This is a genomic window from cyanobacterium endosymbiont of Epithemia turgida isolate EtSB Lake Yunoko, from assembly GCF_000829235.1.
In the GTDB taxonomy this organism is placed as follows: domain Bacteria; phylum Cyanobacteriota; class Cyanobacteriia; order Cyanobacteriales; family Microcystaceae; genus Rippkaea.
In genome coordinates, this window is the sequence record NZ_AP012549.1 from 1552598 (window position 1) to 1565355 (window position 12758).

At 35.7% G+C, this 12758-nt stretch carries 8 protein-coding genes and 1 pseudogene; 5 read left to right on the plus strand and 4 right to left on the minus strand.

From position 1 onward, the window contains the following. Window positions 1-204 precede the first annotated feature (204 nt). Window positions 205-291: pseudogene (locus ETSB_RS10875) on the plus strand (Mo-dependent nitrogenase C-terminal domain-containing protein); the annotation flags it as partial. Window positions 292-878: 587 nt separating this feature from the next. On the opposite strand, the gene ETSB_RS04760 reads toward ETSB_RS10875, so the two are convergent. Beyond that, entirely contained in the window at window positions 879-2561 is a 1683-nt protein-coding gene (locus ETSB_RS04760; protein WP_044106615.1) for a DUF3352 domain-containing protein, read from the minus strand. Between the two features lie 174 nt (window positions 2562-2735). Between ETSB_RS04760 and ETSB_RS04765 the strand changes: the two genes are divergently transcribed. From ETSB_RS04765 to ETSB_RS04780, 4 genes are all read left to right on the plus strand, one after another. After that, window positions 2736-3086 (plus strand): rhodanese-like domain-containing protein, encoded by a 351-nt coding sequence (locus ETSB_RS04765; RefSeq protein WP_044106617.1) that lies wholly within the window; start codon window positions 2736-2738, stop codon window positions 3084-3086. A gap of 354 nt (window positions 3087-3440) precedes the next feature. Then, window positions 3441-4526, plus strand: coding sequence for a heat-inducible transcriptional repressor HrcA (gene hrcA, locus ETSB_RS04770; RefSeq protein WP_044106618.1), 1086 nt, complete (start codon window positions 3441-3443; stop codon window positions 4524-4526). Window positions 4527-5209: 683 nt separating this feature from the next. Next, window positions 5210-7723, plus strand: coding sequence for a glycogen/starch/alpha-glucan phosphorylase (locus ETSB_RS04775; RefSeq protein ID WP_044106621.1), 2514 nt, complete (start codon window positions 5210-5212; stop codon window positions 7721-7723). Between the two features lie 1022 nt (window positions 7724-8745). After that, on the plus strand, window positions 8746-10134 hold the full coding sequence (locus ETSB_RS04780; protein ID WP_084220192.1) for a hemolysin family protein: 1389 nt from the start codon (window positions 8746-8748) through the stop codon (window positions 10132-10134). 135 nt (window positions 10135-10269) lie between these two features. Here ETSB_RS04780 and ETSB_RS04785 read toward each other — a convergent pair whose 3' ends face one another. The 3 genes from ETSB_RS04785 to ETSB_RS09270 form a co-directional block, all read right to left on the minus strand. Next, on the minus strand, window positions 10270-11523 hold the full coding sequence (locus tag ETSB_RS04785; protein ID WP_044106623.1) for a serine hydrolase: 1254 nt from the start codon (window positions 11521-11523) through the stop codon (window positions 10270-10272). An 89-nt stretch (window positions 11524-11612) separates the two neighbouring features. Beyond that, window positions 11613-12368: an RNA methyltransferase gene (locus tag ETSB_RS04790; RefSeq protein WP_044106626.1), complete on the minus strand. Its 756-nt coding sequence runs from the start codon at window positions 12366-12368 to the stop codon at window positions 11613-11615. Window positions 12369-12454: 86 nt separating this feature from the next. Continuing rightward, entirely contained in the window at window positions 12455-12655 is a 201-nt protein-coding gene (locus ETSB_RS09270; RefSeq protein ID WP_084220194.1) for a hypothetical protein, read from the minus strand. Window positions 12656-12758 lie beyond the last annotated feature (103 nt).

Here is a 12758-nt window from a genome sequence, read left to right on the forward strand (position 1 = left end):
AATCAAGAATTTTATTATTAATAATAAAAGAAAATACTTGTAATAGAGGTTGATAATAGGTTGATTATTTCTTTGATCTTTATTAATTTATTTTGGTCTGATGGGTTGCCAACTTTACTAAGTTGGCTCAGTCATAAATAGATTTTTGATTTCTAATTAGCCTATCGTCTGTGTCTTCTTACTTTTTCTTAGTGTCTCTTCGCTCATGAAGTTAAAGTATTTAGGCGGGTTGTTGTAAGTATTATTCCGTTATGTAAACTTAACCCTCTCTACAAAAATAAATTACTTTAAGCTTCTGAGTCCTTTGCTATTTAGCTAATAAATGGGGTGAGGATGTCAACCAATACTTCAAATTAACAGTATTGGTTGATATCCTCACCGCCAGACTTCATAAATAAGTACTTATATATTTGTTTTTTACTTCAACATCTCTGTGGCTATTATCGTCCTTAAGACCTGGTATTAAAAAAATATGAACCAGTCTAAGAAGTCATTAGACGCCTCCCATATGTTCTACTGAGCCATGATAGGTTACTTAAACCAGGGTTAAGAACAGATTATTGGAGAGTATGTCTAGTTTTAATCATAACTAGATGGGGATATCGTTGAATTTTATGTTGAAGGCAGTGAAGTTATGCTAGCTTGCTCGCATTTGGATTTAATTTTCCAACAGATATATTTTAGTAAATACAATATTGCAGTCCATTAATTTTTTTTACGCTTTAGACAATTAGTACAAATTAAGAAATGCTCCTTAACACAAAGAGTGATTAGTAAAGAAATATAAAAATTTTAAAACCAAGTTAGAAGTCAACAAGTGTTAACCCCTATCAGTAACTATTAAATTCACTATTAACTTTCAACTATTTTTATTTAATTTAATGAACACCTAAATTTAAGAAGATAGTTGCACGGCGAATACCATTGTCTTTTCCTTTACTACTTACTGTGAAAGACTGCAGATTGTTTAACAGAGGTTGAATAGACAGTTCAATGACTTTAAAAATCGGCAATTTTTGTTCTAATAATTTTTTCCCTTGACTCCAATCAACATAAAAATAACCGTCATTTTCAGGAGATATTGCTGCAATAGCTTGTTGTAATTTTTTACTATGAATTAAAGTTATTTTTGGAGTTGAAAGTGCCTGAGATATAGCTTCAACTGAAGTAGCAAAAATTACATAATCATTCACATCTGTATGAACGCCGCTAACTCTCGCTTCCAAAGAAGTTAAATTACCCTTATTTCCCGTTGCTGTGTTAAGTTTTGTCCAAACAGTTACAGGATTATTTAATAATGGTAAATATCCCACACTATATCCTTGTTCTTGTGCTAACTGATCAAAGTTTTCTACCCACTCAGAAAAATTAACATCTGGTACTTTTTGGGCTACAAAAATCACATCAGGTTCACCTCCATCTAAACTAGGGACAAGAGCTAAGCTAAATTCTCCTTGAATAAACGGAAAGACTTTTTCAGAGAAATCTAATCCTAAAGGTTCTTGAACAGAGACTAAAATACTATTTAATAACTGTTGTAGAGGACTTTTGTTCGCTAACCCTGTCTCAATTTGACTCCATAATTTATTTAAGTTAGTTCCCGCAGCTGTTAAAATACTTTCGACAGGTACATAGGCTAATGCCCCCACGGGTTTGGATAAAACCGGAGGCTCTTCTCCTTGTTCTGATCCCCCAATTAATGCTGTTTGGGCAACTAACCCTTTAGATTTGAGAGAAAAGGCGACTGTTAAAGTTTGAGTAATTTCGGGAATTTCAGGAATGGGTAAATGTCCTAACCAAGCAGATAAAGCTGGAAAATTAGTATAAACGATGCCAATACGAGGTTCAGTAATTGTTTTTAACGCTTCTTGATAGTTAGTAGAATTTTTCAGATTTAATGTTCTAACTTGGACATTATTGATAGCATCCCTTAATATTTTGGGATCGTTGGCAAATAACACAAAATTGTCTAAGATAGCTGTGGCAGAAAGACGAATATTAACAGGATTATCACGGTGACGTTGATAAATTAAATTGACCCCTTTGTAGGATTCAAAAATCAGATCTGAAGTTTCAGAGATCACGTTTTTAGAATAGGAACTTTGAAGAAATACTTTGGCTAACTTTCTATCTTTAGTAGCAATGGCTAATAAGTAACCAGGTTGAACCCCATTGTCTGGGTTGCGATCAAAGTCCAGGGAAGTCACAGCCAAGGTGATTTCTTCCCCTAGCCAAGGTTGAATCTGAGTTTGATAATCGAGTCCTGTTGTCGACACAAGTTGCTTTTCAAGGGAAAGGAATTCTCGATGCGACCTTCGTCTATTTTGAGGAAAGGAAATGTACTGAGCTAAGGATTCCAGACGATCAGGATTAACAAGTAACGACACCATAAACGGAGCTTGTTTTGGGATAAAAACAGCCGTTATTGGTTCCCTGAAAACGCCTCCTGGCAAGAGCTTTAGAGGGCCTTGTCCCAAGATCCAATACAGACTACTACTAGCTCCAAACAAGAGGATGAAGACACTAATAGCTAGGATGATGAAGAAAGAACGAAGCTTCACAATAATTCATCGTTTGTGATTAATGACTACTTCTGATTGTAGTCGTCATTTGACGATAAGATTTTTAAGAAAACCCTAATCTTGAGCGAAACATCCCAAAGTAATTTTTTTTCTCTTCTACTCAAAACTGTTAAGCTGGGCTATCGAACAATTTTTTAGGACGACTTTATTTATATGCCTCAAAATTTATCCATTCCTCAAATCACTGTCACAAAACTAGCTGAACGACTGGCTCAAGCCAAAGATGAATTACAATTGATAGATGTACGAGAACTACATGAAGTTATGATCGCTTATATTGAAGGGTTTACAGTGCTTTCTTTAAGTGAATTTGAACGCTGGTCAGATAAGATAGCAACAGATTTTAATCCTCATGCAGAAACCTTCGTTATTTGTCATCATGGTATGCGTTCAGCCCAAATGTGCCGCTGGCTACTGAATAATGGTTTTACTAATGTTAGTAATATTATTGGTGGCATTGATGCATATGCTCTCTACGTCGATCCAACCATCCCTCATTACTAATATTTTTTTAAAATTACTATGAGCTAAACACTGTTAAAAAAATTTTTGTTTAACACCCCTCCCGGACTGAATATGATCAATTGATAGCTGATAACTTCCAAAAATATTGTTCTGACTTTATTCTTTAACTATAAAACCTTTTTCTTTAGAGAAACAAAGTTTTTATAGACCAGTAAACTTTGCTCAAAAAGGGTTTTCGCTTTTTTTGTAATTTTATTATAGCTAGTCTAAAAAAGCTTATTTAGTAAAATAGTTTTACTATAAGGGATTCTAATAGTAATTTCCTATAGTAGGAGATATTTGTACTTTTTGATTGCTATAAGTTCTTTCATCAAACTTTTATTCTTTATTATTATGACTGTTAAATCTACTTTAACTAAACGTTATCAAAACATTCTACGAACAACCATCCAACATTATATTGCTACAGCTGAACCAGTAGGCTCAAAAACTTTAGTTCAAGAATACGATTTGAGTGTAAGCTCAGCTACTATTAGAAAGGCTTTAGTAAAATTAGAAAAGGCTGGGTTTCTTTATCAACCTCACACTTCTGCCGGTCGAATTCCTTCTGACTGTGGTTACCGAATCTACGTTGATAATTTAATTACGCCTGATAACTACATTAGACAGAAAATTGAAAAATATTTAAACAAAAAATTACAAAAAGAAACATTTAACTGTGAGATGTTGTTACAAAAGTCAACTCAAATACTGGCGAATTTTAGCGGCTATATCGCCTTAATTACACTTCCTCAAAGTTCTCTGAATCAATTACGTCATTTACAATTAATACCTGTTTCGTCAAACCAAGTTATTCTCATAATTGTTACGGATAGTTATCAAACTCAATCTATTCTAGTTGATATTCCTAAATCTGTCCTCAATGAGGAGCTTAATGATGAAAGCTGGTTAACACAAGAACTACAAATTATCTCTAATTTTTTAAATAGCCATTTAAAAAGTAAAAGTCTTTTAAATTTAGTAGCTTTAAATTGGCGTGATATCGACAAAAACCTCATTCATTATACAGAGTTTTTGAAAACTCTATTACAACAAATATCAGACTACTTAAAATCATCTATTTCAACCCCAATTATAATACATGGGTTTTCCGAAGTATTACATCAACCAGAATTTTCTCAACTAAAACAAGTACAAACTCTTCTCTATTTGTTAGAAAAACAACAAGATCAATTATTACCATTAATTTTTGAAGTTCCTGAAGTTAAATCTCTAACGACTCAACGAGTTACTATTAGAATTGGTTCGGAAAATCCTCTAGAGTCAATGCATCCTTGTACTTTAATTTCTGCTATTTACAAACAAAGAGATATCCCAGTAGGAAGCGTTGGCGTTATCGGGCCAACTCGTATGGTTTACGAGAATACAATTCCTTTAGTAGAATCAACGGCAGACTATTTATCTGAAGTTTTGAGTTAAACCATTAACATTTCAGTTGTAGTTAAGTAAAAATAGAGCGTAGCACTAGTATATTTAATATTTTTTTATTAATCTATAAAATAGTCCAGAACTAAATATAATAGACTAAAAATAGCATGCAATAAAAAATTATGATTCTATTTTAAATAGACATAATTTAACTAGAATTAAGTAGTAATATATTAACTAATTAATTGGTTAATATGTAATTTTAAATAAAAATTTGCTAGTTTTGATATTAAAACTACCTATTGTAAGATATTTTTCAATGTCCGCACTTATTTGTAATGATACGATTATAGAATAAACTCACTGAGTGTCAATTTTTAGATCACTTATTTAAAGGCTAGAATTTTATATAAAATTATTATTTGGTTTATTAAAAATTAATTTTATATTTTAGCATTTTAAATAAAAATATATGAGTAAAAAATATTAGCTTCTTTATTAGAAATTACGAAATATCAAGTTTCTATATATTTGCAATTAGGTAAAAATAGTTCACTACTTCAAAATCTTTAGTCTTTTTTTTGAAAAAAGTTTGTCAGCAAAACTTAACCTAAAAACTTTAGTTCCAGTGATAATCGCTTATGCTGGCTAGTAGTTGTCTAATCTATACCAGTATCATCCTGTTAAACTGACTTAGGATGATCAATACATGAAAAAAACTTACTACCATAATCATGGATACTTTCACCCCTCAGTCAAATATTAAAGTGGAAGATGATCGCACTGGGATGAGTGCGGAAACACTGAAACGTGCTTTCCTAGACAATCTCTTCTATCTCCAAGGCATTGATCGCTCCAATGCATCTTTGTATAACTATTATGTAGCAATCGCTTATACTGTCCGTGATCGCCTTCTACATCGCTTCCTTAAAACGATAGAAACCTATAAAAAAGAAAAAGTAAAAATTGTATCTTATTTCTCGGCTGAATTCCTCATGGGTCGCCACCTAGGAAACAATCTAATCAACCTAGATATGTATGATAAGATGCGTGAAATCGTCGAGGAATTAGGTCTTGATTTCGACAAAATTATTGAGCAAGAACCAGACCCTGGACTAGGTAACGGAGGACTAGGTCGTTTAGCTGCTTGTTTTCTTGATTCTCTTGCTTCTCTAGAAATTCCAGCTATTGGCTACGGAATTCGTTACGAATTCGGAATTTTCCATCAAACCCTCAGAGATGGCTGGCAAGCAGAAATTCCTGATAATTGGCTACGATTTGGCAATCCTTGGGAATTATCCCACCCCACCGAGAGCGTAGAGGTTAAGTTAGGGGGCCATACCGAAATGGTTCACGATGAGGCAGGTAACATGAGAATAGTATGGATCCCAGCTCGTACTATCCTTGCCGTTCCCTATGACACACCCGTTCCAGGCTATCAAACCAACACCGTAAATCCCCTACGTTTGTGGAAAGCAGAAGCCAGTGAAGCCTTTAATTTTGATGCCTTTAACGCAGGACAATACGACCAAGCAGTAGCTGAGAAAATGGATGCAGAGACCATTTCTAAAGTTCTCTACCCTAATGATAATACTCCTGCAGGCCGACAACTTCGTTTAGCGCAGCAATACTTCTTTGTTTCTGCTTCCTTACAGGACTTAATCCGTATTCATCTAAGGACCCACAATAGTTTAGATGATTTCCATGAAAAGGTTGCGGTCCAACTCAATGATACTCACCCTGCTGTGTCTGTCGCTGAATTGATGCATTTGTTAATAGATAAACACAATTATTCTTGGGAAAAAGCGTGGGACATAACCCAAAAAACTTTTGCTTATACTAATCATACTCTGTTACCAGAAGCCTTAGAACGTTGGCCCGCAGGATTATTTGCTAGTCTTCTACCTCGACATCTAGAAATTATTTACGAAATCAACTATCGTTTTCTTGAAGATGTAAGAACCTGGTTTCCTGGAGATGATCAGTTGATATCTAGTCTATCTTTGATTGAAGAAAGGGAAGAAAAGCTAATTCGTATGGCTAATTTGGCTTGTGTTGGTTCCCATGCGATCAATGGGGTAGCGGCCTTACATACAGAACTCTTGAAAAGAGATACCCTCAAAGACTTTGCTAAACTCTGGCCTGAGAAATTCTATAACAAAACCAATGGGGTGACACCACGCCGTTGGATTTTACTATCTAACCCAGAGCTAGCTACTTTGATTACTGAAAAAATTGGGGATGGTTGGCTCAAGAATTTGGATGAAATGCGCAACATAGAGGCTGTTGTTCATGATCCTGACTTTCGTCATCGTTGGCGTGAAATTAAACAAGGCAATAAACGCAGCTTAGCGGCTTATATCCTTAAAAATAGAAATATCCAAGTTGATCCTAATTCCCTGTTTGATGTTCAAGTTAAGCGAATTCATGAGTACAAGCGGCAACATTTAATGGTTTTACACATCATTGCCCTATACAATCGCATCAAACAGAATCCTTATATTGATATTCTTCCTAGAACCTTTATTTTTGGTGGTAAAGCCGCACCTGGATACTTTTTAGCTAAGTTGGTTATTAAATTAATCAACGCCGTTGCCGAAGTTGTTAACAAAGATCCCGATGTTCGGGGCCGATTAAAAGTTGTTTTTTTGCCTAACTTTAACGTTTCTTTGGGTCAACGGATTTATCCAGCCGCTGACTTATCTGAGCAGATTTCCACTGCTGGCAAAGAAGCTTCTGGAACTAGTAACATGAAATTTGCTATGAATGGGGCATTAACCATTGGAACTCTAGACGGAGCGAACATCGAAATTCGTGAAGCAGCTGGGGCTGAAAACTTCTTTTTGTTTGGTTTAACTGCTCAAGAAGTTTACGATCTCAAGACTAATGGATACAACCCCATAGATTATTATCATAATAATGAAGAATTACGGGGTGTTATTGACCGCATTGCCAGTGGCTACTTTAGTCATGGAGATGGAGAATTATTCCAACCTATTGTTGGTCCCTTAATCTGCCATGATCCTTATATGTTAATGGCTGATTATCAGTCTTATATTGATGTTCAAGAAGCCGTTAGTCATGCCTACTGTGATCATGAGAAGTGGACAGATATGTCTATTTTGAATTCGGCGCGAATGGGTAAATTTTCTAGTGATCGCACGATTAGGGAATATTGCAAAGAAATTTGGAATGTTGATCCTGTAAGCATCACAATCGAAAATTACAATCCCGCAACGTCAGGTTGATTTTTCTTCGGTGAAGAATAGTCTGAGAATAGATCATTCCTGTTGAAATATTAAGGTCAGATAAATATAGTCTTGATTTTTTTACCTAAGTCTAAAGTAGAGATTAAAAACCGTTGAGCCTACTTTCCTTCAACTTCTATCCTAGATAATTTTTAACTGTTGGATATTAAAATAGTGTTTAAGTTGACTGCAAATAACTGTAGAGGAAAATTTCAAAAAACATTAGTCTTTCTCTTAAAGATCTGATATTTTTGTAATTTATTTATATAGTTAAAGAGGAATGGTTGTTAAAGAACTCCTTGCAAATTTATTGACTCGTGGTTCTCTTTAGGCTTTCGAATATCTTGTTAACGCGATGTTAATAAATTTGGAAGGAGTTCTTTAAAACGTGCTCGGTCTTCAAATAATTTTTCAATTGAATTTTATCTTAGGTTGAAAACAAGTATTACGTTTGAGAGGTTTCGTCTCTCCTGTCATACAGTAGCAATAATATTGAATAAAATTGTACTGCACACAGCAATGAGATAGCTTGTTAAGTCAGGATAGTCTTCAGACTGTTTATCAAAAATGACTACAGGTACTTCTTAAGCAAAGAACTCAGACGACAAAGATCACCTTTTCGAAATTGAGTGTACTTTTTATCCACCTTTACTACAGTTATCACAATTTAACTGCCTAGAATTAAAGGAGGAGTTTAAGGAGAATTTTGTTGACTTAATTCCCCATCAGTAAGATGTAAATCTGTCAAAGGAAGAAATAGGGAGTTAAGCGACTATTGAAGGGATTTGTAGTGCATCACAAATCATGGCCTGCATGATTGTCAGTGATTTAGCTACCAACATTGATCTAATTATATAAATTGGGTTTTAGGATCTATAATAGAAATGTTTTCTCTCAAAGAGAGTTTAAGGCTTCATAATTGGTTCAAGATTAGAAATTACTAGCCTCAAGCAACAATTCGGTAAAGATTTAATTTGCGAAATTTAGAGATTATTAATAATGGTTACAAGCTTTATTTTTCAATGAATAGTTTGAGTGTTAGTGAAATCTTACTACGTCTTTTATTAGTATTCTTACTAATTGCCATCAATGCCTTTTTTGTTACCGCTGAATTTGCCATGGTGTCGGTACGGCGGTCACGTATCAGTCAATTAGTAGAAGCTGGTGATCTTCAGGCTCAAACTGTCCAATCCCTACAACGTAGTATTGATCGTCTTCTCTCAACCACTCAATTAGGAATTACTCTTTCTAGTCTAGCTCTAGGTTGGCTCGGAGAAGGAACCATGGCAGTTTTGGTCAATCCTCTTTTGAGGAATCTGCCGTTTGCTCCTAAACTGACCCAATCCATATCCTATAGTCTTGCTATCCCAGTTGCTTTTTTGCTAGTTGCTTATCTACAAATTGTGTTAGGAGAACTCTGTCCTAAATCTGTTGCCTTGATTTATTCAGAGAAATTAGCTCGATTTTTAGGTCCTCCTATTGGGGTAATTGCCCAAATATTTAATCCTTTTATCTGGATTTTAAATCAATCAACTCGCTATTTATTATGTAGCGTTGGGATTAGATACATGAGGGAAAGACGATACAATCAAGTAACCTCAGAAGAACTTCAATTAATCATTGCCACCGAAGGAGAATCAACTGGATTAGAAGCTAAAGAACGAGCACTACTGAAAAATGTCTTTGAATTTGGCGAGGTTATGGCTGTTGAGGTAATGGTTCCCCGTACTCAATTAATTGCCATTTCTGAGGAAGCAACTTTTGGGGATTTACTCGAAGAAGTCGCTATTACTGGCCATTCTCGTTATCCGGTCAAAGGAGATTCCCTTGATGATATATTAGGCTTTATTAATTTTAAAGATTTAGCTCCTCCGTTGGCTCAAGGAGAATTAACAAAGGAATCTTCTTTGCGTCGTTGGCTTAAACCAATTAAATTCGTCTCTGAATCCATGCCATTAGATGAATTACTATCTGTAATGCAGAGATCACAGTTGAAAATAGTGATTGTCGTGGATGAATTTGGAGGAACTTCTGGATTAATTACTCTTCAAGATTTAATTGCAGAAATTCTTGATAGTGATTTAGAAGAAACTCGGACAGAAGATATTTCTCTACAGATGTTGGATAATCAAACATTTCTAGTAAAAGCTCAAATAAATCTCGAAGAACTTAATAAAGTTTTAGACTTAGAGTTACCGCTAACAGATGAATATCAAACCTTAGGAGGCTTTTTACTCTATCAATGGCAAAAAATTCCTTCTATAGGGGAAACTTTATTCTATGACAATTTAGAATTTACAGTTGTCACGGTCGAGCCTCCTCGTCTATTGCAAATTCGTCTCCATCGTCTAGAAGGATCTGTTGCTGAAATTATTGAAGATAAAATCGTTGATTGTCAAGAAAATGGGTAATAAATACGAATAGGCAGATTAAATTACAATTATTAGTCCAAATTAATTACGAGCGACAGTCAATCGCTTATTCTTGAGAATTAATAAGTCCTTAAATTAGACCCTAGTAGTTTTTGGGTTTCTACTGAAATGAGCTTAAGGTTTAACACTTTGATTAGGTTGATACCATTTAAAATGTTGATAAACGATGCGAGAGAAATCTTGAATGATCATTCTCCCCATGACATCATTGTAAGAACGTTCAGCAAAGACGGCCCCAATGTAACGCTTCCCCGTTGGAATATCAATGATGCCAGCATCTCCTAAAATTGTACCAATATCCCCTGTTTTATGAAAAATCATTGCACCCTGTTCCAGTCCTTGAGGTAATAAGGTTTGAGTACGTGTTTTTTGCATAATTCCCAACAGGCGATCACGTGATCGGACCGTCAATAAATCCCCCCGTTCAATGAGGGCCAATAATTCCACTAAATCTTTGGGACTGGTGGTATTAGTCCCTTCTAAATCGGGTAAATGATTGTTAATCTCTGTCTTGGTTAATCCCCATTCCTTAAAACGTTTATTGAGAACTTCTTTACCTCCCAGACGACGGACTAACATATCCGTGGCTGTATTATCGCTGATAACAATCATTTTTGTCGCAGCTTCTAAGGCACTAAACTGAGTCCCAGGCTTCTGATATTGCATACTTCCTGACCCTCCAGTGATAATTTTCTCGTCCATGGTTAGCATTTCGTCTAGATAGATTCTTCCGGCATCTAACTCTTCGAAAAAAGCAACAAGAACAGGAATTTTAATGGTACTAGCAGCAGAGAGAGAAGTATCCCCATTAAAATTGACATAGTTACCGTTATCTAAATCGATAAACCAGCCATGAGACTTGACTTTAGCGTATTTCTCTTGGCTAGCTATTTTTTCTAATTTGGTTTTAAGAGCAATTAATTCTCGCCCTAGGGGAATATTTGTTGGATTGCTAATAGTCGCTGTAGGGATTTTTTCTTCAAATTGTACAGACTCGTCAGAAGCAGTCAGTTGGGGAGAATTAGAGTGGGTGGCGAATAAACTGGTGGGACCTAATACGGTTAAAATTGTTCCTGCAATCGCACTTACTCCCACTCCCATAATACCTAAACGAAGAATATACAAAAACACGACGGTCATAAAATTGGAGGGAGAATTTTTAACGCGTCGATCAAGAAGTTTGGTAGAAACCGCTAAGGTTGATACCCTTCGGCGAGGAAGTCGTCTGGTTGAACGCCCTACCCCAGAAACACCATTTATCTGTTGACGATGAGAACTACTTTTGCCATTAGTCGAACGACCGGAAGAGTCGTTATTAATTGCACTATTTTGGGGATTATAGGAGGAATTAATCATTCGACGGGGCATAGTCTAAGAATCCTTGCAATTAAAATCGAAGAAGAGACAAGTTAAAATAATACTTGCGACGTCAATCAGTGTCAATCTGATCGAGACGATTAACTTTTACGACTGTAATTGTCGGGTAAATGTTGCCATATAAAATTAATCTGTCCAAGAATTCCTCGCAGTAAAGCTACTTCTTCAGCACTTAAATTTGAGTGGTTATAAAGACGGCGGAGTTTTTCCATTTTAGCCTTAGCCGTATGGGGAAAAAGGTAACCCATTTTTAATAAAACCGCTTCGAGGTGATGATAATAGCCTTCGAGTACATCAAAAGATGCCAGTTTTGTCGAAGAGTCTGAAGAAAATTCCAGAGGTATTTTGGAAGCTTGGTAGAGTTCATATGCACAGATAGCAACGGACTGGGCAAGATTTAAAGATGGATAGACTGGGCTAGCTGGAATACAGAGAAAACGTTGGGCGTAATTGAGTTCTTCATTACTTAATCCCCGATCTTCTGGTCCAAAAATTAAGGCACTGGGGAGGTTGGAGTTTAATAACCAGGGGAGGGCTTGACGGGGAGTTTCTAGAGGAGTTGAAAGGCTACGAGGGCGGGCTGTAGTAGCTATCGTCTGCTGACATCCTTGCAATGCTTCAGGTAAACTGCCTACTTGTTGAACTTGTTCTAAAATGTTCAGAGCATGAACAGCCATTAATCGCGCTTCTTTCCCGAAAGGATCACAGTGAGGATTAACTAAAATTAGCTGTTGTAACCCCATATTTTTCATGACTCGCGCTACTGATCCCACATTCAATGGGCCAGTAGGCTCAACTAAAATAATTCTGATTTGTGCTAAAGACATGATTGACATCACTTTCTGAATTCACTAGGTATCCCCAGCATCATTCCATTAACATAGATTATTAATGATGAAGGCATTTTTAAAAAAGTCAACTGTTAGCGAGTTTGGCGCGATGCCAACTTTTCAATTGTTGCCTGGGTTTCTTGCAATAGTTGGTGGCGAGGATCTTCAATTAGCTTTAAAGAGGGGACAAGATTACGAGAATGTAATTGCGTGTAGAGTTGCAGTTGAGCTACGTAGTCCTGTATGTTTTCCTGCATGGTTTCTGTATTGCTCGAAGTCGTTTCCACTTTCAATATATTTTCCTAAGATTACAGTGTGTGATTTATTTGATTAACCACTCTACGAAATTATCATGTTATTATGGGTCTAACGATAAATAATAATAAATTTTACATA

Excerpts from the sequence above, each read along its gene's own strand:
- ETSB_RS04765 (WP_044106617.1), top strand. The coding sequence starts at position 2,736 with ATGCCTCAAAATTTATCCATTCCTCAAATCACTGTCACAAAACTAGCT.
- hrcA (WP_044106618.1), top strand. The coding sequence starts at position 3,441 with ATGACTGTTAAATCTACTTTAACTAAACGTTATCAAAACATTCTACGA.
- ETSB_RS04775 (WP_044106621.1), top strand. The coding sequence starts at position 5,210 with ATGGATACTTTCACCCCTCAGTCAAATATTAAAGTGGAAGATGATCGC.
- ETSB_RS04780 (WP_084220192.1), top strand. The coding sequence starts at position 8,746 with ATGAATAGTTTGAGTGTTAGTGAAATCTTACTACGTCTTTTATTAGTA.
- ETSB_RS04785 (WP_044106623.1), bottom strand. The coding sequence starts at position 11,523 with ATGCCCCGTCGAATGATTAATTCCTCCTATAATCCCCAAAATAGTGCA.
- ETSB_RS04790 (WP_044106626.1), bottom strand. The coding sequence starts at position 12,368 with ATGTCAATCATGTCTTTAGCACAAATCAGAATTATTTTAGTTGAGCCT.